Source organism: Hymenobacter crusticola, assembly GCF_002154225.1.
Classification (GTDB): Bacteria; Bacteroidota; Bacteroidia; order Cytophagales; family Hymenobacteraceae; genus Hymenobacter; species Hymenobacter crusticola.
This window is the reverse complement of sequence record NZ_MTSE01000002.1, coordinates 665838-689313: the sequence shown is the minus strand read 5'-3', so window position 1 is coordinate 689313 and position 23476 is coordinate 665838. Positions and strand designations below refer to the sequence as shown.

The 23476-nt window shown below is 46.6% G+C and carries 16 protein-coding genes; all 16 read right to left on the bottom strand.

The window, feature by feature from the left end; all coding sequences use genetic code 11:
* Nucleotides 1–113: 113 nt before the first annotated feature.
* Nucleotides 114–3596, bottom strand: a complete 3483-nt coding sequence (locus BXP70_RS06135; RefSeq protein ID WP_086593133.1) for a hypothetical protein — start codon at nucleotides 3594–3596, stop codon at nucleotides 114–116.
* A 261-nt stretch (nucleotides 3597–3857) separates the two neighbouring features.
* On the bottom strand, nucleotides 3858–6119 hold the full coding sequence (locus BXP70_RS29840; protein ID WP_179197605.1) for a sensor histidine kinase: 2262 nt from the start codon (nucleotides 6117–6119) through the stop codon (nucleotides 3858–3860).
* Between the two features lie 1904 nt (nucleotides 6120–8023).
* Nucleotides 8024–8569, bottom strand: a complete 546-nt coding sequence (locus BXP70_RS06120) for a DUF420 domain-containing protein (protein ID WP_245849531.1) — start codon at nucleotides 8567–8569, stop codon at nucleotides 8024–8026.
* Nucleotides 8553–9230, bottom strand: coding sequence for an SCO family protein (locus tag BXP70_RS06115; RefSeq protein WP_086593129.1), 678 nt, complete (start codon nucleotides 9228–9230; stop codon nucleotides 8553–8555). The genes BXP70_RS06120 and BXP70_RS06115 overlap by 17 nt, the downstream gene beginning before the upstream one ends.
* A 3-nt stretch (nucleotides 9231–9233) precedes the next feature.
* The gene (locus tag BXP70_RS06110; protein ID WP_086593128.1) at nucleotides 9234–9575 is read right to left on the bottom strand and encodes a cytochrome C oxidase subunit IV family protein; all 342 of its coding nucleotides are present in this window, start codon (nucleotides 9573–9575) and stop codon (nucleotides 9234–9236) included.
* Nucleotides 9576–9644: 69 nt separating this feature from the next.
* Entirely contained in the window at nucleotides 9645–10418 is a 774-nt protein-coding gene (locus BXP70_RS06105) for a cytochrome c oxidase subunit 3 (protein ID WP_086593127.1), read from the bottom strand.
* Between the two features lie 21 nt (nucleotides 10419–10439).
* The gene (locus BXP70_RS06100) at nucleotides 10440–10931 is read right to left on the bottom strand and encodes a cytochrome c oxidase subunit 3 (RefSeq protein ID WP_317044457.1); all 492 of its coding nucleotides are present in this window, start codon (nucleotides 10929–10931) and stop codon (nucleotides 10440–10442) included.
* 110 nt (nucleotides 10932–11041) lie between these two features.
* Nucleotides 11042–11893, bottom strand: coding sequence for a heme o synthase (cyoE, locus tag BXP70_RS06095; RefSeq protein ID WP_086593125.1), 852 nt, complete (start codon nucleotides 11891–11893; stop codon nucleotides 11042–11044).
* Nucleotides 11894–11941: 48 nt separating this feature from the next.
* Nucleotides 11942–13027, bottom strand: coding sequence for a COX15/CtaA family protein (locus BXP70_RS06090; protein WP_086593124.1), 1086 nt, complete (start codon nucleotides 13025–13027; stop codon nucleotides 11942–11944).
* A 141-nt stretch (nucleotides 13028–13168) separates the two neighbouring features.
* On the bottom strand, nucleotides 13169–15028 hold the full coding sequence (locus BXP70_RS06085) for a cytochrome c oxidase subunit I (RefSeq protein WP_086593123.1): 1860 nt from the start codon (nucleotides 15026–15028) through the stop codon (nucleotides 13169–13171).
* A gap of 23 nt (nucleotides 15029–15051) precedes the next feature.
* Nucleotides 15052–16110, bottom strand: coding sequence for a cytochrome c oxidase subunit II (locus BXP70_RS06080; RefSeq protein ID WP_086593122.1), 1059 nt, complete (start codon nucleotides 16108–16110; stop codon nucleotides 15052–15054).
* Between the two features lie 96 nt (nucleotides 16111–16206).
* Complete coding sequence (locus BXP70_RS06075; protein WP_245849524.1) at nucleotides 16207–17514, bottom strand: quinol:cytochrome C oxidoreductase; 1308 nt, start codon at nucleotides 17512–17514, stop codon at nucleotides 16207–16209.
* Nucleotides 17515–17520: 6 nt separating this feature from the next.
* Nucleotides 17521–18267 (bottom strand): c-type cytochrome, encoded by a 747-nt coding sequence (locus BXP70_RS06070; RefSeq protein WP_086593121.1) that lies wholly within the window; start codon nucleotides 18265–18267, stop codon nucleotides 17521–17523.
* Nucleotides 18267–18794, bottom strand: a complete 528-nt coding sequence (locus tag BXP70_RS06065) for a DUF3341 domain-containing protein (RefSeq protein WP_086593120.1) — start codon at nucleotides 18792–18794, stop codon at nucleotides 18267–18269. The genes BXP70_RS06070 and BXP70_RS06065 overlap by 1 nt, the downstream gene beginning before the upstream one ends.
* Entirely contained in the window at nucleotides 18787–20244 is a 1458-nt protein-coding gene (nrfD, locus tag BXP70_RS06060) for an NrfD/PsrC family molybdoenzyme membrane anchor subunit (RefSeq protein WP_245849523.1), read from the bottom strand. The genes BXP70_RS06065 and nrfD overlap by 8 nt, the downstream gene beginning before the upstream one ends.
* A 67-nt stretch (nucleotides 20245–20311) precedes the next feature.
* Nucleotides 20312–23362, bottom strand: coding sequence for a TAT-variant-translocated molybdopterin oxidoreductase (locus tag BXP70_RS06055; protein ID WP_086593119.1), 3051 nt, complete (start codon nucleotides 23360–23362; stop codon nucleotides 20312–20314).
* Nucleotides 23363–23476: the final 114 nt, after the last annotated feature.

Here is a 23476-nt window from a genome sequence, read left to right as displayed (position 1 = left end):
ACAAGTTTAAGGGATAATCCGGTTAAAAGCAAAAATATATATAATAATATACTATCAACAATTTAGGCCTGATACGAAAGTAGAGAGCTTAGGATACATCTTCGCCGTCTTTTTTAAAATAAAACTGAAACCTGCATCCGTCCGGTATGCACAATAGCTGCGCCGCTAGCTTTGCGGCCATCGTATGCGACGGACACGTTCAGCCCATTGCTGAGTCGCTGTTCCAGATTTAAGTTCCACGTCATATTGTTGCCGGGGCGTAATGCATTTAGGATTTCTAGTCCTACCAAGGAAGCTTGGTCGCCACGAAAACCTACGCGTACGTAGCGGGTGGTTGCCGAAAGAGTCCGCTTACTCACTTGGCTCACCCTCGTTTCAATACCTAGCTCATCAAAAGTACCGCGTGTGTCTTGTTCACTCTCGAACGTGTTCTGCTTGGAGGTATGCAAGTACGTTCCTGTGAAGCGCAAAGTAGGCGTAGGCTGATAGCTAATTTCAGGCTGCAGTTCGTAGATCAAGAGTCGAAAATTACGGGCTGATTGAAAACTGGTGGATGAGTAATCAGCTCTGTTACCACGCACACTGCGGGTAGTAACGATTCGCCCTGTAAAGGATTGCGCCAGGGTGCGCCGCACCAATAGACTTTGACTAGCTAAGTTGCGCACTTCATTGCCGTTCGTCAGCAGGGTCTTCTGCTGGTTTTGCTGTAGCGTGAACTCTGCTCCAAAAATCGGATTTGAACGATTGAAGTACAGGGTATTCCGAATCAGCTTGTTCAAGGAAAGCAATAATGAATCTTCCGTTTGCAGGGCAAAGGGGTTCAGACGCGAAGCTAGATCTTGATCAATGGTGCGCCGGTCGAGCGTCACGCTGGTAATCGTTGAGAAGCGTGCGGCGAAACCGCGCAAGCCCGGTTGGTCGCGCCACTTGCGAGGAGCACTGCTGGTCAACCGATAGCTGAAGCGGTTAGTAAAGGCCACGATGTAGTTATCAGTGGGCAAGTATACTTTGATATAGGTGCGGTACTGTGCATCTGTCGTTTGCGCTTCAAAGAACTCGTCTTTCTCTTGCAGCTTATTGCCATTCGTATCCTGCCAATAGTGCGTTCCTTGCCCAGCTGGCACAGGCAAAAAGGAATAGTCACGCTTCAGCTCGCGCCCGGTCGCTACGCTGTAGCTTAGCTCAGAGCGTAGCAGATTATTAAATAGGTTTGCGTTCCAGTCTAGCTTGCTGAGTACTGTTCGTTGGCGGGCGCTATCGCGGGCCGCTAGGTCGCGGTAAGTGAAGAGCAAGTTCACATCTTGGTTGCGGCCTAGCCGGCTCGCAAATGTTCCTTGCCAGGTTTGAGCACGCCCCCGCAGGTATAATGACGTTTGCTCCGTAGTGGGAGCTTGGTCGCGGCGGTAGGTATAGTCCAGCCGAAACCGCGTTTTGGCGCTGTCCCGGCTTTGAATGAATAAGGCGTGTTCATCAAAATAGTTGGCGGAGGTCAGTGAATCGCCACTTGGCAGTGCCACTCGGTTCTTGTCGAAGCGGTAGGCGTAACCAGGTACAATAGGCCCACCCACGTAGCGCCCAGACGCTTCTCCTCGCGCCCAAGTGGAACGCCGGTTTCCGGCCTGCGAATTGAGCACGAATAAGGTCCCACGAAACTGTGCATTACCTAGCTGATGGGCCGCATCGAGCCAGTGCTGGACACCGCTTACCTCTCCAGCCCGGTAACGCCGACTCAAACGATACGCAAACGTATTGGTAGGGTCTTTTACTAGGCCCGCTGAAAAGTTGAAAATATTGTCCTCGCGCGGCGATCGGTAAGAACCATTGCCTTGCACGGTACTAGTAGTACTCCAGTTACGGTCAAACTCAATATCGCGGTAGCGGTCGATGGGGGCAAATTGCTGACTGGTGTATTCGTAGTCGAGGGTACTGCGGAATTTATACTGCTTCAGAATAGGCAGATTTAGTGCCCGATCTTGCACGGCATACCCGACCCGGAAAGCGCGCCCAGGCGTTGAAGCCGCCGAAAACCGGTTCACGTCTATTTCCGAAGAAGCTAGGTCAACGAATACGCTGGCCGTTGAATCAAGCTGGTAGCTAGTTCCTACGCTTACCATTTGCTTCAGCAGCGGCGTGGGCAACAGTCGCACGGCTTGGTAATTACCTTGTGCTATACCACCCGCAGGCTCTACGTATTCAAACACCCGTCCATTAGCTCCTGCGTTTTGCGTGCTCAGCCGGTAGTTGCCCTGTCCTTGCGCTACTTCCGTGAAGCGGACATTGTACACCGTTCGCGAAGAATCTCTCGCGAAGATGTACACGGGCACACGCTGCCCGGCTACTAGGCGGAATTCACGATAGTACTGCACCTGTTGTCGATTGAAAGTTGCGGCTACCACGCTCGTATCAGCTGCTTGGCTAACCTGGTCACCCGCGTTGCGCAGCAACTGCTTCTCGTCAGGGGTCAGGGTGAGGTTAGGCGAATTGTCGGGATTATCAGCCTCGCGGTAATAGTTGGCATGCACGCTCAACCGACCTAGCTGTTGGTAATGATTTAGGTGAACAAGCGAGCGAGAATAATTGAAATCAGAATACTCGAAGTCAACCTTAAGGCGCGAGTTGCGCGTAATCAGATGCTTTGGCGTAAATGTTATTTCCGACTGGTTATAGTCGATTGTGTAATCAAAATCGAACCCTCGCGTCATTAACTGACCATCGAGGTACACGCGTTCTGAGTTAGCCAGTACCACAATAAATTGTTCACCATTGGGGCCCCGCAGGCGGTACGGGCCCTGCACGTTTTCGATAGGCGCTAAATCAATCGACGCAAACTTTCCTTTGGCTACTCCACCAGCTATCGTTGTGGTGCTGCGCCGACCTGGCCCTTGGGTGAAATTTGTCTCGACAGCTGCGCCCTGCACGTTCTTGTAGAAGCGCAGGAAATAGTCAGGCTTGTTGCGTAGCACGACATCGCCAGCTGTCAGGTTCCAGCGTGGATGCGTTAGGGTAACGTAGATACGATCAAACTCCTGGAGTTGCTGGGTGTTACCCTCGGGCTGAAAGGGCACATTTTGATCGGAAATAGCCGCCGTCAGATTGATCTGATCCGTGAGCTTCCCTTCGAGCTGTAGGTTCAGTGAAGAGTTAACAAATACATTTTGTGCGTTACCAAACGAAACACCCCGTGACAAATTACCAGTTTTGTTGATGCCCGGCGTACTCAGAATCTGTTCTTTCACCGCAAAATCCTCGTAGCTGACGAATCGCCTAGGAAAACCTAGGGTATCAATCAGGCTACGTGGCCGGCGATAGTGCGGCGCCGACAGACGCATAGGCAATACGCGGTAACTTACCAATACCGAATCTGCCCCCGACCTAGGGGCCAAACTGTCGGTAGGTGCTACCGTAGCACTAGGCTTGCGTCCAATGCGGTACGTTTCCGTTCGCGAATCGTAGCGCACAGCACGACCATTGATCGAAACAGATGACGGCACCACAGTCAGGGTATCCGTTAGTGAAAACGTTACGGTATCCTGCCCCGCCGGCAGCTGCACCCACCGACTTCGTCGCGACGACAGACCGGGCAGCTGCTGAGCCACAGCTCCGCTAGCTAGCAGTAATAGTAGCAGTAAACAACTCCCTATCGGAAAAATACGCCGCGTAGAAGCTGTCATCAAATGCTGCAGGGATAGATAATGAAAGGATGATTAGTAAACGCTGCTGGGCGCTGCTTATTTCTTGCACACAGTACGTTTCTGAGTGGTGCTCTATTGCAAAGCTAGGCTCAACAGCTTGTTCTCAGCACACAGCTTGTTTATTACTAACTTGCTATATATCACCAACTTCCTCTCTCGCAATTATTATTCCGGAGCTAATGGTAGCTCAATAAAGAACAGGGTACCGACTCCCTCCTGCGTCTCGAACCAGATGCTACCACCAGCACTCTCAATCCCACGCCGAGCAACGGCCAACCCAATGCCAGAACCCGAAACTTTGGTCGTAAAGTTGGGCACAAACACTTTATCCCGTACGGCTTCTGGGATACCCATACCGTTGTCTTTGATACAGATCTTTACGCGGCTCGCTTCTACTCGCTCCATGCTAGCCTCAATGATAGGCTTACGGCCCGCTGGTACTGCTTGTAGCGCATTAATAAGTAAATTGTTGAACGTGCGAACCAACAGATTTTCGTCAGCAAAAACGACGTAGCTACCTTCCGCTGCATCGGCTGGCAAGCGAAGTTGGATGCCGCCTGCACCTGCCCCCCCTTGGTGTAAGCTCACACAACGCCGCAGAATAGGTGCCACATCGAGCCGCTCAGGGCGCATGGCTGGCAGGTTGGTAAAGGTCGAAAACGAAGTAGCAATGTCGCTGAGCACATCCACTTGCGTAATCAGCGTCTGCGAAATCTTACTAATTAGTTCCTCCGTATTGGGCCGCCGCTCTGCTATGGCTTTCTGTAGAAATTGCAAAGAGAGCTTCATCGGCGTAAGCGGGTTCTTAATCTCATGCGCTACTTGGCGGGCCATTTCGCGCCAGGCAGCCTCCTTTTCTTGCGTTGCTAGCTCCTGCTTGCTGTCTTCTAGCTTCAGCAGCATCTCATTGTATTCACGCACCAGTAGCCCGATTTCGTCGGAGGCGTCGTAAGCTAGCATTTCGTTTTGTCCCGTCAAGGTTGTTTGCTTAAGCTTCTCGGTAAGTAGCTTAAGCGGTTCGGTGAGCAAGCGAGAAGCGAGGAATGTGAGCACCAAGAACAAGATAAACATCACAGTGAAGATGTTTAGAATGGTGCTAATCAGCTCAATAAGCTTGTTATCGAGGTCCTTCTCCGAATCGAAGAAAGGAATGCCGACGTATCCGATTACTGTGCCAGGATGTCCTGCTTGAGCAGTAGCTCGCAAGGGTAAATACAAGGCATTAAATGACAAAGAACCGGCGCGTTCTGTCAATAACACCCGCGGCTGACCTTGTTCTGCTAAAGCAGCCACAGCTTGCGGGTTCATCAATTGGCTTAATACGCCAGACTCAAAAATTAGCGGCTGGCTACTGACTTGCAGCTGTCCGTGGGCGTCGTAAAGATTAAGGTCGGTTTCCGTTAGGTTCGATACGTTGTCGGCTAGCTCAATCAGCGCCGTACGACTAGCTGAGTCGGCAAGTAAGGCCCGGTTCTTTAACAAATTCTCCTGTACCGTTCTACCCCGCCGTTCGTAGGTGCGCCGCAAATCTCGTTTATAGGAATTAGTGACTTGGCTAGCTGTCGCAATACTTACAATTAGTAGCGGTACTACTATGCCTAGGTTCAAAAACAGTTGAATTTTCGTGCTAAAGTTGGCCCGAAACACATCTATATAACGCCCTTCCACGACCATGTAAAAGGCAGTGCAGAGCAAAAAGAAGAAAGCATGTAGTAGAAACAGGAAGGAAAAGTTTGCTAGCCAATCGCCGAAGGAGTATGTCGCTGTCGTTACCACAACCGTCCGATCCTGCGGGCCGCCGATTGCTAAGTGATGAAAGCCCCGGATGGAAAGCCCCGGATCGTACAACCGAGGATTCCGTAGCTGTTGCAAGGAAAGCCGATTGGCGTAATCGAAATCCCCTTCACTATATACTAAATGACCGTTTTCGTAGCCAGCATAGCTTAAATCGGGACCTAGCCCCGGCTGGAAGAACTTTTGATCTACTAGCAATTCTGGAACTACGCTGTATGCCGTCAGCTTCTTCAAGGAAAGCTCTAGCAGGATTGTACCCGTCCCTCCTGCTGGTGTGGGAACTGGCACGAATGCCACATACCGCCTCGTACTAAACGAATTAGCCCCCCGAATCAAGTACAAATTTTCTTGATCAGTACTATCTGCGGCGCGTAGTAAGAGCTTCCGTAGTTGCGGTAGCGTAGTGGTGTTTGCCTCTCCTCGAATCGGCCGACCAGCTGCATCAAAAAGCGTTACTATAATTTCGTATTTGTCGAAATAGCCACGCAAGTAATACTTCACTATTCGCTGTCGTACTAGCTCTGGATTTGTGAAGATGCTAGCCATCATAGAACTGATTAGCGGGTCGGCGGCAATCTCACGTGTACGAACACCTAGCATGTATTCGCCTTGCAAGTCATTATCGACAAGCATATTACCCGCTATCTTCTTCTTACTTGATACCAATTGACGATCGAAACGCTCGTATAGGGCCAAAGCTCCTACAATAGAACTAACGCTGAGCATCAAGAAAGCAAAGAGGTAGATCTGATACGACACAATTGTCCCTACTCGCCTTAAGCCAGTAAAGCGCACTACCCAGAAGAAAATTAGTGTAAGTCCGAGCAGAATGAAATGGACTTTTGACAGCACTAAGCCAAGAGGCAAGAAGCACAATCCGCAAATTGCTAGCAGCATTAGACCTAGCACACGAGTGACTGGTCGGACTGCCGCTAAAAACACTTGCGACAACAAATAGAAGCCAATCAGATAGCCGGTGGTGTGTAATACGATAGCTAAACAGAGGAGCAACTTGAACCCAGATACTTGGATGTTCTGGGTAACATCTAATACTAATTGCGAATTATTGAAGCTGTTAGCGTAAAAATCAAATAACAACTCTAATAGGCCAAAAAATAGGACAACGGCACAAGAGGCGATAGTAAGACGGGATGCCGTTTTATGGATACGCTGTACCCGGTTTGCTAGGCCATAGTGGCGAAAAAGAAAGAACGTGTAATAAGCGACCAGTAAGAGTAGGAGCGCATTGATCAATAAATCTCCCAGAGAAGGAGATAACCAGGAAGCAGCGTATACCTTTGGGTCGAAGATGCGGACTTCTATGAAGGAGAATGGTAACCCAAAATAAAGTAAGGCTGCTCTAAAGGCAGCTAATGGAAACACCACTGTAACAGCACCGAGCAAAGTTTTCCCCTGCATAAACTGTTGTTGCGATAGCCGTACCCATCCGTTCAAGTACAAACCAAAGCCAAGTAAGAGCAGCGCTAAGGGTAAATACTTGCCTGTAACGGGATTAGGCTGCAAGCTTTCCAAGGAAAACAAGTACGCACCCGTAGAAGAGTACAAGCGCGGCAAATTCCTCTTGGCCGAATTAGCAACTAATTGAACATTGAGCCCTCGGAATAACGCGCGTTCGGCACCTTCACGTAAGTAGCGGTTGCTAATACCATAGTGCCGCTCCAAAGGCACATAGGTTAGAATGGTGTAGGCACCAGCCAGTCGACGCAACGCCAAAAAGTGACCAAACTTAGTGTCGATGAGTCTTTCCCGGAAGTTCTGAGTCGCAATCTCAGGCTCTGGCATGGTCGTATGGTCTGACCAATATAAGAGCCGCTCGCCCCGGAAAATGAAGCAGTGGTACGTTGTGCGCCCCACAAACCAGCTAAAATCTAACTGCCCTTTCTGCAACCGATCGGCTACTTCGCCGGCATCGCGATCTGCAGTAAGTTCGGCCTCCGTGACCAAGGTTTGAAGACGAGTGGCATCGGTGCGAAGCAGCACGCCACTTCCCTGTCCATAATGATTGCTTAGATACGCTCCCAAAAAACAAAGCGCCGCAGCCAACAACAACACCAAGGGAGAGGAGCGCGAGTATATCAAACGAGCTAAAATAAGTTGATGATAAAGGCCAAATGGCACGTTAACAAACGAGTAACAACAAAAATGCCGCCATTCGGCGGCATTTCCTAGCTCCATTTCGGAATCTGCTATCTATTAGGTAATCTAATAGAAGACTAACAACAACAGCTATTTACGCTGCTGCGAGTGCCTGTACCAAAAGAACCCAACAGCTCCAACCAACAAATAGGGAATGGTCATCAGGTATAAAATCCCAGTGTTAAGACCGGAAAAATCCTGGGCATCTTTTTCAGTGCGTGCTGATTCAACTTGGCTGCTACACAAGGAGCACTGCGCATGTGTTGTAAGTGGCATTAGGCTCAATAATGATCCTAATAGCATTACCAGTAACCCGGCAAAAAATGATCTTTTCATTTGAATTTACAATTTTGGCAGTGTCTTCCTAGAATGTGCTTCACCTAGGTGTAGTACGGAGAAATCATGAAGTAAACGATGACTCCTGTAACTGAAACGTACAGCCAGACCGGAAAGGTCCAGCGTGCAATCTTACGATGCTTAGTAAATTGTTGAGTAAGAGCAAAATAAAGCGTAAACAACACTAGGCCTACTGTGACGACCGCTAGTGAAATATGAGTAAGCAGTAACAGAAAATATATGTAGCGCACAGTTCCTTCCCCTCCGAAGTGCGTGGAAGCTACTTGCGAATGGTAAACAACATAGGAGACCAAGAACAATGACCCTAGCAAGAAGGCAATACTCATCATAAGGCGATGCTGCGTTATCTGCTTACGCCTTATAAAGTAGTAGCCAATCACAAGGCAAACTGCTGTTAGTGAATTAAGAATGGCATTTAATGCTGGTAGGAACTTCACCTGCGCACCTGGCACCCGAAAGGTCTCAGGAAAGTAGTAAAGCACAGCTACTAAGAGAGGAACAATAGCAGCTAGTGCTCCTAGAATGATTTTATACTTTGTGTAGCTGCCTGGCTCAATGGCGGGCTGCATTGTCGTGGTCATAGGTATACAATAAGACGCCTATTTCAGTGATAAGACGATCTACTTCCTTCTGTTTGGTACCGTCGTAAATACCACGTACTCGCTTATCACGGTCTACCAGAAACAACTGCTGGCTATGTTCTAAACCAGGCGAGACGCCGGTTGGTTCGGGCAAATGATAATCTTGAGTAATCAAGCGGTATACTTGTGGCTTGCTTCCCGTAAGGAAAAACCATTTTCCAGCAGTTGCTCCGTAACGCTCTGCGTAGCTAGCCAAAGCTGCTACCGAATCATGTTCAGCATCGACACTGTAAGAAACGAGCTTCACCCTCGGTTCATGTCGAAACTGCTCCTGTACTCTAGTTAGCTGACTGCTCACTTGGGGGCAAGCACCAACACATTTTGTGTAAAAGAAACTCGCTACATACACACCTCCAGCTAGGTCTTTTTGACTTATAACTCTACCCGATTGAGAATGTAGATTAAAATCGCCTAACTGGTGGTAAACAGTATCGCGCTGCCACTTCCCTCCTACCAACGTTGAATCAACATGGTCAGGAAGGTAAGTTGGCAGCGCGTAACGATTGGTACCAAACGTTGCTAGAAATAGAAAACCTAGCACTGGTACTAACAAGAGGAGGCCCAGTAACAGGGTTTGCTTGGGCCTCATTACTTATTTAAAAGCGTTGAAGACAGATTCTCCGATAGAAGATCCTTCAGACACGAGGGCAACAAGCAGCCATACTAGCAATGCCATTGGAACTAAAATAGTCCAGATCAGCGCCTTTGTCTCGTGCTTTAAGTGCATAAATTCAGCTACGATGAAGAAAGCCTTCAAAATAGTCATTACAATAAAGATACTATTGCGAAACGTTCCAGCTGGCATTGTGAAAGCTAGAAGAAACTCAACAGCTGTGATAGCGACTAGAATGAAAAAGGTTTTCCAGATCCAACCTGTGTTAGGCTTTGGAATTTCGCCAACTTGAACCGGACTATTTGCTGCGTGGTGAGCCATGAAATTCTAAATTTATAATGTTGAATCTTGAGTGATAGCTCACGAGAGCTACTCTGTCAGCAAAACTCCTTACACCAGGTAGAAAAAGGTAAATACGAACACCCACACGAGGTCTACAAAGTGCCAGTACAAGCCAATCTTCTCAACCATTTCATAGTGCCCACGTTTCTCAAAAGTACCATTGGTGGTAGCGATGAAAGACCACGTTAGCAAGCATAGCCCGCTAAACACGTGCGTACCATGGAAACCGGTAATAAAGAAAAACAGGTCGCCGAACAAAGGCGGGCCATATTGATTCATAGCTAGGTTAGCGCCATGAAAAATAGAGCCATCAGCCATTTTGGTCCCTGCTTCAGTACCCTCAATAAAGTGAGACCACTCTAATGCTTGGCAGCTTACGAAAGTAGCACCAAACAGAATAGTCCAAAGCAACCATTTCTGTACATCAGCTTTATCCATCCGCTGGCCCGCTTCAACTGCCAATACCATCGTGACGGAGCTGAAGATAAGAATCATCGTCATTAACGCCACGAAAGCTAGAGGCAAGTCTACGCCGTGAAAGCCTGGAAAAGCGTTAAATACTTTTTCTGGAATAGGCCAATATGCAGTGGAGAAAACAAACTCTTTTGCATTGCCGACATAGGCTAGATGCCGATGACGAATTAGGCCATAAGCCGTGAGAAAGGCTGCGAACGTGAAGGCATCCGACAGCAGAAAAAACCACATCATCAGCTTGCCATAGCTCGCTTTGAATGGTTCGTTGCCCCCATCCCAAGTACCGGTACGCGGCTTTTCAAGAGTGGCGGACGGAGATAGAGTCTGCGTCGAGGAAGTGGTAGACATAGCGTGCGGGTAAATACGAAATCAGTGGTTCAAAAGTAGGAACAAATACAAGTACAACCAAAGCCCACCTAAGAAGTGCCAATAGATTGTGCAATTAGATATCGTCAGCATCTGCCGCGAATGTACTTTGTACTGTAAGCTACGTCCAAGGGTTATCAAGAGAAACACAAGCCCTGTAACCAAGTGAAAAGCGTGAACTCCCATTAATACATACGTGAATGATCCTGACGGATTTGAATCAGTACCACCAAAGTAAACTTTGTGTGCCACCAAATCCCCCCATACGTTCCACTGTCCTAGAAGAAAATATATACCTAGAGCGAACGTACTCAACATGCCAATCTGTACTTGGCGTACATTGTCTTTGCGTGCCGCAAACCATGCCCATTGCATCGTAATGGAGCTTAACGCTATCACCAATGTGTTAATCAATAAGCCGCTAGGCAAATCGAACTCAAGCCAGTTGCCCTCCTCGCGACGTACAATATAGCCGCTAGTGAAAGCTGCAAACATCATAATGATGCTCACAATTATCAGGATTAGTAGCATACGCAATGGATGCACACCAGTACCCGGTTCCTTATCGATAAGCGTTTCAGAAGAATGCATAAAGCAACGTGTTATTACAATTTATCAAACACCAACGCAATTTGAACAATTGGCAGGTACAGGAATGAGCCAAACATGATGTTCATTGCTGCTTTCTTGGAGCAAGTTCTCATCAAGTAAAAGGTCTGTGTTAAAAACAATACGCCGCACACTACTGCAATAAGCGCCGAAGTTTTTCCAGTCATGCCTAGCTCCAATGGTAGAAGACTCAAAGGAATCAAAAGCAGCGTGTAAGTCATTATCTGGAAAGCTGTCCGCAAATCTTTGCCTCCAGGGGTTGGCAGCATCTTAAATCCAGCCTTCTTATAGTCTTCATCTAAAACCCAAGCAATAGCCCAAAAGTGCGGGAATTGCCACATAAATTGAATTCCAAACAGCACCCAAGCTTCCACTCCTAAAACGCCAGTAGCTGCTACCCAACCTAGCAGAGGAGGCATGCCACCTGGTATAGCTCCTACCGCTACGCACACTGGAGAAATTGTCTTAAGTGGCGTGTAAATGAAGCCATACAAAATCAAAGACAAGAGTGAGAGTGCAGCCGTGAGTGGGTTAAAGAAATGAGCTAGGATAAAAAGCCCTAAACATCCCACTAGTATAGCAAACACCCAGGCTTCCGTCACACTTAGTATGCCTTTTGGCAAAGGGCGCTTAGCCGTGCGCTTCATCAACTTGTCCAACTCTACTTCATGAATCTGGTTGATCGTATTGGCAGAACCTGTTACAGCTAACCCCCCGAGCAATACTAGCATAGCTAGTCCCCAGTTTAATTCCCTTGCTCCTAGTAGATAGCCAATAGCACTGGAAAAGGCTACCGTTAAAGCTAGTCGAAACTTTAGTAGCTGAAAATAAGCCTTGGCTTTTGTCATTAATCAAGTGGCAAAACTCTCAAGTAGAGAGTAAATAGGGGTGCAAATTTACGCAACAACCCTGGGATAAGTGGCTTGTGACGTCAATTTCGTAATCCGATGATGTAAAACAGCGGTCAGAAACTGAACGCCAAACAGTATCGTGGCAATGGTGAGGTGAACAGGTTGTACAGCTGCAGGCAAAGCAAATGAAGCTAAGGTCATACCAGCTACCATCTCTATTCCTACTAAAGCAATTATACTAACAGCCAATTGTTGTAGACGCTTCGAGTGCAACTGTAAGAGTCGGTACGCGACATACAGGTTTGCTATCAACAGAAAGATGGAAAAAGTGCGATGTAAATGAAATACTGAGCCTAGCTGATTGACCCATTCTGCTCGCCTACTATATGCTTCAGCAAATGCTACTACATCTACCTGCTCTCTCACTTGTGTACCGATTACTATTTGCACAAACGTAAGCAGAATAGTCAGCCACAGCCAAAAGGTTAGCTTTGATGACGTAACCACTTTGCTTACCTCTCTAAACTCCTTTTGAGAACGATCTACAGCGTAAATGAGCAACCCTACAATTACCAAAGCTAGGCCCATATGAATGGTTACCATGATGGGCAATAAATTGGTAGATACTACCAAAGACCCCAACCAACCTTGAACACCTGTAAGAATCCAAGACCAGAAAGCAAGCCAGAAAACAACACGATCTTTCTTCCAATAAGGTACAGCAAACAAGACAGTCAAAAAAATAAGAATGCCTATAACAGCTCCTAATAGTCGGTTTACATATTCAATCCACGTTTTGGTAGCATTAAAGTCTGTCTCTATATATTGGGTAGGATGAGCGAAAATACTCCCCGCCACTTGTTTAAATCCTAATCGTTCTAATGTGAGAGCGAGCTTCTTATTTTTCGCAACACGCTGAGCCGTGTAAACCTCTTTATAGTTACTTGGAAGCTGCTGAATATCAGTAGGGGGTATCCACATTCCAAAACATTTAGGCCAATCAGGGCATCCCATACCAGAGCCTGTACTGCGCACAATTCCACCCACTAAAATCAGTAAATAGACTGCGGCAACAGTAAGTAATCCCATTAACCGAAAACGTCGTGCAAAAGCAGGAACTGCGACATTCATATGGTAGACACGTATTTACTTGAAGAACATAAATGCAGAAGATTTTGCTCATTACTTGTGAGTAAAAAGCCATATTCTTTACAAACGAAACGGGCTCCTGTAATACAGGAGCCCGTTTCGTTTGTACTCTATAAAGCAATCCTAATCTTGCTCACGCTCATTAGGCATGTTAGAAGACTTTGTTTCCGAGAAAGGTACGTTCTGCGGAATGAAATCATCAGTTGCTCCTGGCTTACTGTAATCATATGGCCACCGATAAACTGCAGGAATAGCTCCAGGCCAGTTCCCGTGTCCAGGGATAACCGGGGTAGTCCATTCAAGCGTACTCGACCGCCAAGGATTCTCAGTAGCACGACGACCTCGGAAGATGCTATAGAAGAAGTTAAAGATGAACACAAACTGACCAACGAAAGCAAATATAGCTGCTGCTGATATGAACTTATTTAAGTCAGCGAATTGGCTGAATGAATCGAAACCAGTCCAAGCATAATACCGACGTGGAAAGCCAGCAATACCAACATAGTGCATCGGCATGAACACTAGATACACACCGATGAAGGTAAGCCAGAAGTGTATATAACCTAGCTTTTCATCCATCATGCGGCCGAACATCTTTGGGAACCAGTGATATACACCGGCAAACAAACCAAAGAAAGCCGAACTGCCCATCACTAAGTGGAAGTGTGCTACCACAAAGTAAGTGTTGTGCATTTGAATATCCAAAGCGGCGTTACCAAGTACGATACCTGTCAACCCCCCTGCAATGAACAACGACACAAAGCCAATAGAGAATAGCATGGCGGATGTGAAGCGAATATTACCACGCCACAAAGTAGCGAGCCAGTTGAACACTTTTACTCCAGAGGGAACCGCAATGATGAGTGTAAGGAACATGAAAACTGAACCTAAAAAGGGGTTCATGCCTGTCACAAACATATGGTGCGCCCACACAACAAACGCAAGAACTGATATACCTAATAGCGAGCCGATCATTGCACGGTAGCCAAAAATAGGCTTACGAGCGTTCGTTGCTAAGATCTCAGATACCATGCCCATAGCTGGCATGATTACGATGTATACTTCTGGGTGTCCTAGGAACCAGAACAAGTGTTGAAACAAGATAGGTGAACCACCTGTGTTGTTTAAAGCCTGACCTGCAATGTAAATATCTGACAAAAAGAAGCTAGTACCGAAGCTACGGTCAAAGATCAAAAGCAAAGCCGCTGAAAACAGAACTGGGAATGAAAGTAGACCAAGTACCGCGGTCAAGAAGAATGCCCAGATAGTTAGTGGCAGCTTGCTCATACTCATGCCACGGGTGCGTAAGTTGATAACTGTGGTAATGTAATTCACCCCTCCAAGTAGCTGGGAGATAATAAACAAAGCCATGCTCACCAACCACATCGTCATACCTGCGCCTGAACCAGGAATTGCCTGTGGCAATGCGCTGAGTGGAGGGTAGATTGTCCATCCAGCTGCAGCAGGTCCTGTTTCGAGGAACAAGGACGTAAACATGATCAAGCCTGATACAAAGAAGAACCAGTATGATAGCATGTTCATAAAGCCAGATGCCATATCACGGGCACCGACTTGTAATGGAATCAAAAAGTTAGAGAAAGTGCCACTCAAGCCAGCGGTTAGCACAAAGAACACCATAATGGTGCCGTGCATAGTTACTAAAGCCAAGTAAAACTCGGGATTAAGTTTGCCTCCCTCTACCCATTTGCCAAGGATTGGCTGCAACCAATCCATAGTTGCTTCTGGCCAACCAAGTTGGATACGAAACAAACTAGACAAAGCTCCACCAATTATCGCCCAAAATATTCCTGTAATTAGGAATTGCTTGGCAATAATCTTATGATCGGTGCTGAATACGTATTTGGTTAAAAAACTTTGCTCATGATGCTCATCATGGTGCAAATGCTCATCGTGCTCGATCCGGGGCTCAGTGGCACCGATATCACCTTGCACTTGTGAGTGAACAGGAAGATTAGCAGCCATAGCGTGCGATTAGTTAACTAAAATTAGAGAGAAGCTTTAGGAGCAGTCGTCAAAACGGCAGCCGCTTCTTTTGTTACTAGCTTGTCAGATTTCTCTTTGAAGCTAGCCAATATATCAGGGTTTTGCTCAGCAAAGGACTTCTGTTGCGCATACCATGCTACGTAATCATCTGGCTCATCAACAACAATATTTAACTTCATTGCGAAGTGACCACGACCACATATCTGATTGCAAGCTAGCTCATATTTAAAATCGGGGTTTCCGAGTTGAGCACGCATCTCATCAGTCGTTTTCGTAGGGGTAAACCAAAACTTTGTCGGCATACCAGGAACTGCATACATCTGCACTCTAAAATGAGGCATGTAAACAGCGTGCAAGACGTCTCTGGAACGAATACGTAATAACACTGGATGGCCCTTGGGAACGTGGATTTCACCAGCTGTGAAATCGTCTAAACCATTCTTGTCATTAAGATCAAACCCAAATTCATTTGTTGCATCTATCAAGCGATAGTTAACAACACCAAGCTTTTGGTCACGACCAGGATAACGAACAAGCCAGTTAAATTGCTTACCCATGACCTCTAGCACAACAGCATCTTTAGGCGCTGGACCAGTTATTTTAGTCCACTGTTTCCAACCAGCAAAGACTAGGCTTGCCATAACAATAGCAGGTATCAAAGTCCAAATTACCTCAATCTTATTGTTATGAGAAAAGAAGAAGGCACGTCGGTTATCCTTGTGCTGGTACTTGTAAGAAAAGACAAAGAGCATTACTTGGGTAATAGCAAATGCAATACCCAAAATGATCATTGTAGTCCAGAACATCCGCTCCAAAGCATGCCCATGAATGGAGGCAATTGGCGGGTTCATTTTGTCGTAGTTGTCTATGAAAGACCACGTAAAAGCTGCCCCGCCTACCACCATGAAAACAATCATGAGGATAGCATTGGCGCGGTTACTGAAGCCGATATCACGAGTAAAGCTACCCGAAAAGATGGATGTTAATATCTGGAGGCGGAACAGCAAGCCGAACACGACTAACAGCAACACCAAAACCAGAAAAATACTGAGAGCAGTCATGAGAATGTATTGAACTATAGAAGTGAGAAACTGGGACGCTTAGAGTGAGAAGGCATCACCGAATTGTCTTCTCACCCAGCGATACTCAAGTCTAGGTTATGTGGTATGATGTACACTCTCGTCTAAGAACGGGTGATGTACTGGCACTAGTGAAGCTTGAGAAAGCCGTTTAGTTACCAACAATAGAAAACTACCGAGGAACACCATAGCCACACCAATCTCAATTACAAACCCATTGTCGCCCTTTAAAGTTGCTGGCATGATCATCAAATAAAAATCAAACCAATGGCCAATAAGAATTGCAATGCTCACGATCTTCAACATGATCATCTGACGCTTGGCATCACGTGTCATCAGTACTAGGAAGGGGAACGCAAAGTTGATTATCAAGTTGAAGAAGAAGATCCACGTGTAACGGTCATTAAATCCCCCTAAACGTTGATTATAGTAAACAGCTTCTTCAGGCAAGTTAGCATACCAGATTAGCATGAATTGAGCAAACCATACGTAAGTCCAGAAAATGCTAAAGCCGAACATGAATTTTCCTAAGTCATGCAGATGGCTTGCGTTTACGAAACGCATGTAGCCAGCCTGCTTAAGGAATATTACGATAAGCGTGGTAGCTGCGATCCCAGAAACCCACCAACTAGCAAATACATACCAACCAAACATGGTACTAAACCAGTGTGTGTCAATTGACATCACCCAGTCCCAAGCTGACATTGACGATGAAACTGCAAATAGAACCAAGAACACAGCAGCAACATTAATGCTCTTGTGGAAATATGCAGTACCACCATTTAGATCTTCTTCCAAAGAGAGCTTACGTAACCTTTCTGAGAAAAACCACCAGATAGCAACGTATAGAACCATCCTAATCAAGTAAAAGGGCTGATTTAGGAAGCCACTCTTGCCAGCTATAATAGCGTCATAGTTTGGTGACTTGGGATCCATAAGCCCTTCATGAGTCCAATGGAAAATATCATGCTTGCCTACTAGAAAAACTAATAGCATTATGATTCCTCCAGGAAGTAGCCATGCACTTAAGGCCTCGTTTACCCTTTTGATTAGTACTGACCACCCTGCATATGCAACGTATTGCAAAGCCACGAAGAAGGTACCAATCACTGAGATACCTATGAAATAGACATTATTTAGCCAAAGGCTAGTGAAAACCCTCTTGAGCCATACAGGACTTCCTTCTTCGTGGTGAGCCGAAGCCCCCATACCAGTACCATGCTCAGCAGCGTGGTGTTCAGCCCCAAAACCTGTAGCAGCTAAAATTAACCCAATTACCAGCAGAATTACTCCAGCAACAATAATTGTGATAAACGTCCTGCGAGTTTTCGCGGAAAGCTCCAGGTGTTCAGCCGTGGCGCTTTCATGATGCGTCAGAGTTGCCATAGTTCCTTAGTTAGTCTTTCCGTTGCGTGCTTTTGTACCACCTTGCCCAGGTGTTGCTGAGCCAGAGCCAGCTTGTGCTTCTTCTACTGGACCTTGTTCAGCTCGATCAGTTGTTTGTGATTCGTCAACTATCTCAGGGGAATCATCTCCTTTAGCTTGAACTAGATCAGCTAACCCATCCGGACCTTTGCCTTGCTGTAGTACACGTACATACATAGCAATTTTCCAGCGTTCTTCTGGGTTCACAATAGAGCCGTGAGGCATCATACGATTACGGCCCCATTGAATCACATGATAAATGTGACCATCATTCATTGCCTTATAACTACCAGTAGAGTAATTAGGCACACCTTTGAACTTTTGCCCTACAGGCCCTTGCCCGTCACCCTGCTCGCCATGACAATGTGAGCAGATACGAGTGTAAAGAATTTTGCCCTCTTCTAAATTGTCCTTCGTGTAAGCGTAAGGATTACGAAGAACCCGTTCTGCAATACGAACACTGTCTTTTGGAATGTGATCGTAGTAATTCAATTTACCAGATGGAACCGTTCCTACTACAGGTGTGCGCATATTAATACCCATCGGATTGATGATATTAACATTTTCCTGTTTGAGAGGCTCGTAAGGAATGGATTCGTACATCTGCGGAGCATATTCCACACCGGGACTACCGGCTTCGTTGCAAGCAACAGTACAAACTGCTCCAAACAATATAACCGACGCTTGCAGACCTAATTTCAGCGTATGCTTCATTATTTCTGAGTCATTTCTTTTTCGTTCACCTCCGAAGCACCGTTGTCGCGCAACAACTGTCTTAGGTGGTTCATATCGACAGCTCCATTGTTCAAATCAATAGCCATCACAAACTTGTCATCTGTCGAGCGAACATCCAGCACTGGCACCTTCCATCGTGGGTACAGCCCACAAATGGTGAAGAAAGTGATCATCATGCCCCAGGCACAGAAGAGCACTGTTAACTCGAAAGTTACAGGGATAAATGCGGGTAAGGCAATGTGAGGTTTACCTCCAATGATCATTGGCCAATCAAAACCTAGCATATATATCTGCATCCATAATGCGAATGAAGTACCACACAATCCGAAGAAGAAGGCAGCAATCGGCAAACGAGAACGCTCAATTCCTAAAGCATCATCGATGCCATGGACTGGAAAGGGAGTGAATACGTCATGTATCTTAACACCAGCAGCGCGGATGTTATCGATTGCGTGCAGCAGCACGTCTTCGTCATCAAATATGCCGAGGGCGAAGCGCTTAGTCATGCTTATTATAGTTTACGGGAGCTGAAGCGGGAACACCAGGAGTAGCGGAATGCTGAACAGAAGCATGATGATCATGCCCTGCAACATAAGTTGGCCCATTATCTACTCCATACTTCAGTACAGATTTAACCTCTGCCATGTTGATCACAGGAAAGAACTTAGCGAAAAGTAAGAACAACGTGAAGAACAGACCAATGGTGCCTAAATAAATACCAACGTCGATGCGAGTAGGCGAGAACATAGCCCAGCTTGAAGGCAGGTAGTCGCGGTGCAGCGAAGTAACGATGATAACGAAGCGCTCGAACCACATACCAATGTTCACGATAATCGATAGCAAGAACGTAAGTGGAATGCTGTAACGAACTTTACGAATCCACACCAGCTGTGGGGTAATCACGTTACAAGTCATCATCGACCAATAAGCCCACCAATATGGACCTGTTGCACGGTTGATAAATGCATACTGCTCAAACTCTACCTGTGAATACCAAGCTATGAAGAACTCAGTGATGTAGGCTACACCTACAATCGACCCAGTAATCATCATGATCTTATTCATCAGAGCAATGTGCTCCAAGGTAATGTAGTCTTCTAATTTAAACACCACACGGGTGATGAGCATCAAAGTCAATACCATAGCGAAGCCAGAGAAGATGGCACCCGCTACAAAGTAAGGAGGAAAGATAGTTGTGTGCCAGCCTGGTACTACAGAGGTGGCAAAGTCCATAGATACAATGGTATGTACTGACAGTACTAGAGGAGTAGATACGCCTGCAAGAATCAACGATACTGTTTCGTAACGCGACCAGTGTTTAGCTGAGCCTGTCCAACCAAAGCTTAGTAAAGCGTAAGCACGGCGAGCGATAGGACCTTTGGCACGGTCACGAATAGTAGCAAAGTCAGGAATTAGGCCCGTGTACCAGAACACAAGCGATACTGAGAAGTAAGTAGAGATGGCAAACACGTCCCAAAGAAGCGGGGAGTTAAAGTTGACCCACAGAGAGCCAAACGTGTTTTGGAATGGTAATACCCAGAAAGCTAACCAAGGGCGCCCCATGTGTAGTACTGGAAACATAGCGGCACAAATTACCGCAAATATGGTCATAGCTTCTGCAGCACGGTTGATTGAAGTCCGCCATTTTTGACGGAATAGCAACAACACTGCAGAGATTAGTGTACCAGCGTGACCAATACCTACCCACCATACAAAGTTGGTGATGTCCCAGGCCCATCCTACTGTCTTATTTAGACCCCATTCTCCGATACCGTACCACAGAGTACGATATACAGAATAGAGAAAAACGCCGAACAGAAATAATGCTACGCTCAAAGCAGCCATCCACCGGACGTTCGGTTTGGCTTCTACTTGGCGGCACACGTCCTGCGTAACGTCGTGATAGGTTTTTCCTCCTGTTACGAGAGGCTCCCTTACGGCTGATACGTGTTGCATAATCTTAAACTTAAAGGAGTGGAAGGAAGAACAGCTTTTTAGGTGACACTTCTATAGCACACAAAAGTTAAGCGTTCCGACTCTCTTCCGTGTTACGGATTTTCGTGAGATACGTAATGTTTGACTGCGTATTAATTGCGTCAAGCACATAGAATCCACGCTCTCCATGTTCACGGCGTGTAATCTTGTGAACTTGTGATTCTGGATCGAGTAAGTCACCGAAGACAATTGCCTGCGTTGGGCACGATTGAGCACAAGCAGTTACTACTTCTCCATCTTTTGGACGACGCTTTTGCTTTTTGGCCTCCAACTTAGCAAGCTGAATGCGTTGTACGCAGAAGCTGCATTTCTCCATTACGCCACGAGCTCGAACAGTAACATCAGGATTGAGTACCATACGACCTAGGTCGGTGAACATATGGCCATTGACTGTTTCGAATTTCTCGTTAGAGTAATACGAGAACCAGTTGAAACGACGCACTTTGTAGGGGCAGTTATTCGCGCAATAACGTGTACCTACGCAGCGGTTATAGGTCATTTGATTCAAGCCTTCCGAGCTATGAGTAGTCGCTAATACCGGACATACTGTCTCGCAAGGCGCATGGTTACAATGCTGACACAGCATAGGTTGGAAGATAACAGATGGATTATCTGATGGGTCTTCCATGGCGCGGTAAGTAGCTAGCTTACCTTTCGATTCAAATTCGTCTTTGTGGTGATCAGAGCTATAATAGCGGTCAATACGCAACCAATGCATTTCGCGCCGGTTAATTACTTCTTGCTTACCAACTACAGCTACGTTGTTCTCAATTTGACAGCCTAGTACACAAGAACCACAACCAATACAGGAGTTTAAGTCGATGACCATTCCCCAGTGGTGGTTCTTGTATTCATAATCCTGCCACAAGGAAACCTTCCTAGGTTCCTCTAACCCTTCGGGAGTAGCAATCTTGTCGTACTCGGTTACTTCTTTAGGATTCTTAATGTACTCAGCAAGCGTAGCTTCTTGCACTACAGGCTTGCGATCCATAATAGTATGGTGCGTCTGTGTCTGTGCGATCTGCGACTTAGCGCCTGTCTTCTCAATCTTAGTAATCGCAGTAGTATAAGCTAGTGCATTATTTACTACTGCAACCAATGGGTAAACGTTAGTACCCAGCTTATCTCCTACTCGGCCAGCTTTCTCGCGACCGTAGCCAAGAGCAACACTTACGGTACCTTGTGCCTGGCCTGGTTGAATTAGAATTGGTAACTCGATAGACTGTCCATTAGCAGCTGTGATGCGGACTATATCACCTTGCTCCCATTTGTTTTCGTCAGCAACTGCCATAGAACGTGGCACTGCCAAGTAGTTACCCCAAGTAGCTTTTGAAACTGGATCAGGTAGCTCTTGCAACCAAGGGTTGTTAGCATCCGCTCCGTAACCAGGACCTACGCCTACTTTCTCGTAAATCGCTAACTCAATACCAGCGGTTTTTTGAGCTCCAGATATAGTGCTGAGTGCTTGTTCGACGGTTACAGAACCACCAAGTTGAGGCTGGATAGTCGGTGATAAGGAACCAACTGCGACACCGTCATGAACCGCTTTATCCCAGTTGCTCTGGAAATTAGTACCTAATACTCCACGCCAGTTAGTGCGCAGATAATTGTAATAGCTCTGCCGGTTGCCAGCCCAAGTCAGTAGACTATCTTGGGCCTGACGTGTCGCGAACAAAGGAGAAATAGCAGGTTGTGCTAAGCTTAAAAAGCCACGTTTAGGCTCGTAGTCATTCCACGACTCTAGAAAGTTATGGTCTGGGCAAGCATAATAACAGAGTGAACCTGTTTCGTCTAGACGATCATTTAACGAAATGGTTACAGGTACCTTTGCGATGCCTGACCGTACTTTATCTGCTAAAGGATGGTTATAAGCAGGGTTAGCATGATAAAAAATGACAGCACCAACCGTTCCCGCATTCATGTCGTTCACTAGGCGAAGAAGACGAGCGTCATCACCTTGGCGAACGTAAGAAGGATTAGCAGTGTCAACCGTCGTACCAACGTTGCCGAGCGCTTGGTTGATAGCAGCAACTAGAGTCTGAACAGCTACATCATTTGAGCCCGATACTACTAGGCTACGACCACGGTGCGCATTAAGCTCTGCTACTGCTTTATTTAACTGTTCATTTTTGAAAGACGAGCTAGCTCCTCCTACAATACCATTATACAATGCTACTGCTACGGCACCAATTTCCGAAGGCTTTACTGCAACGCGCACGTCAGCATTCGCCCCCGTGAGTGACATAGAGGATTCAAACTGGAAATGCCGTGACATTGTGCGCTTGTCACTCGATACCTTACGGTTAGTGATATATTGGCGCGCATACTCTACAGGGGACAACCAAGTGCCTAAGAAATCAGCACCTAGGCTAACGATTACGTTCGCTTTGCTGAAGTCATAGGCTGGTAAAATGCCACCATTAGCTCGTAATAAAGCAGAGCTAGAGTTGGCATCGTACATCACATGCTCCGTATTTGGATACCGGGCAGCGAATTCTGAGATAACTTTCTTTGTAGTGGGGCTAATAATAGTGGGAGACACAATGGCAATGCGCCCAGTAGCCCTAGCTAGCTTAGCACGGATTTCCTGATCTACACGAGCTGTTTCAGCCTTCTGCCCTTTGATCGTAAAATGTTGCAGTCTGCCACCATCATATAGGCTTAGTACTGAAGCTTGCGCTCGGGCTGATAGCCCCCCTCTAGTAACGGGAGAACCAGGATTACCCTCTAACTTAATTGGACGGCCTTCGCGCGTTTTTACGAGAATGCTATTGTAATCTGCACCGTTGAAGTAAGACGAGGCATAGAAATTAGCTATGCCTGGATCAACCTCCTCTGGTTTGTTCAGATAAGGTATGGCTTTCTTAACTGGCGTTTGGCAACTAGCTAATGTGGCAGCGGCAATGCCGAAGCCCATGAGTTTGAGGAAGTCGCGACGTGGTGCTACCGATGCGTCGGAAGAGCCATAGGTCTCCTTCACCGGCAGAAAATCCGCAAACTCAGTGAGTGCGTTTTTCACAAACTCCGGCGAGTTTTCCAGTTCCTCAATTCCCTTCCAGTACTTAGGCGACTCTTGCATTTGTTTTTGGACTTAGGAGCTTGGCACCTATGTTCTGACTTTGAACTAGGATTATCACCAAGTTAAGGCTTATTGTAGGATCTAAAACTGTATTAAGAAGCTAGGATGACAAAG

Bases quoted from the DNA above. Each gene is read 5' to 3' on its own strand.
- BXP70_RS29840 (WP_179197605.1), bottom strand. From the start codon at position 6,119: ATGCTTGTCGATAATGACTTGCAAGGCGAATACATGCTAGGTGTTCGT.
- BXP70_RS06120 (WP_245849531.1), bottom strand. From the start codon at position 8,569: ATGCAGCCCGCCATTGAGCCAGGCAGCTACACAAAGTATAAAATCATT.
- BXP70_RS06115 (WP_086593129.1), bottom strand. From the start codon at position 9,230: ATGAGGCCCAAGCAAACCCTGTTACTGGGCCTCCTCTTGTTAGTACCA.
- BXP70_RS06110 (WP_086593128.1), bottom strand. From the start codon at position 9,575: ATGGCTCACCACGCAGCAAATAGTCCGGTTCAAGTTGGCGAAATTCCA.
- BXP70_RS06105 (WP_086593127.1), bottom strand. From the start codon at position 10,418: ATGTCTACCACTTCCTCGACGCAGACTCTATCTCCGTCCGCCACTCTT.
- BXP70_RS06100 (WP_317044457.1), bottom strand. From the start codon at position 10,931: ATGTTTGCAGCTTTCACTAGCGGCTATATTGTACGTCGCGAGGAGGGC.
- cyoE (WP_086593125.1), bottom strand. From the start codon at position 11,893: ATGACAAAAGCCAAGGCTTATTTTCAGCTACTAAAGTTTCGACTAGCT.
- BXP70_RS06090 (WP_086593124.1), bottom strand. From the start codon at position 13,027: ATGAATGTCGCAGTTCCTGCTTTTGCACGACGTTTTCGGTTAATGGGA.
- BXP70_RS06085 (WP_086593123.1), bottom strand. From the start codon at position 15,028: ATGGCTGCTAATCTTCCTGTTCACTCACAAGTGCAAGGTGATATCGGT.
- BXP70_RS06080 (WP_086593122.1), bottom strand. From the start codon at position 16,110: ATGACTGCTCTCAGTATTTTTCTGGTTTTGGTGTTGCTGTTAGTCGTG.
- BXP70_RS06075 (WP_245849524.1), bottom strand. From the start codon at position 17,514: ATGGCAACTCTGACGCATCATGAAAGCGCCACGGCTGAACACCTGGAG.
- BXP70_RS06070 (WP_086593121.1), bottom strand. From the start codon at position 18,267: ATGAAGCATACGCTGAAATTAGGTCTGCAAGCGTCGGTTATATTGTTT.
- BXP70_RS06065 (WP_086593120.1), bottom strand. From the start codon at position 18,794: ATGACTAAGCGCTTCGCCCTCGGCATATTTGATGACGAAGACGTGCTG.
- nrfD (WP_245849523.1), bottom strand. From the start codon at position 20,244: ATGCAACACGTATCAGCCGTAAGGGAGCCTCTCGTAACAGGAGGAAAA.
- BXP70_RS06055 (WP_086593119.1), bottom strand. From the start codon at position 23,362: ATGCAAGAGTCGCCTAAGTACTGGAAGGGAATTGAGGAACTGGAAAAC.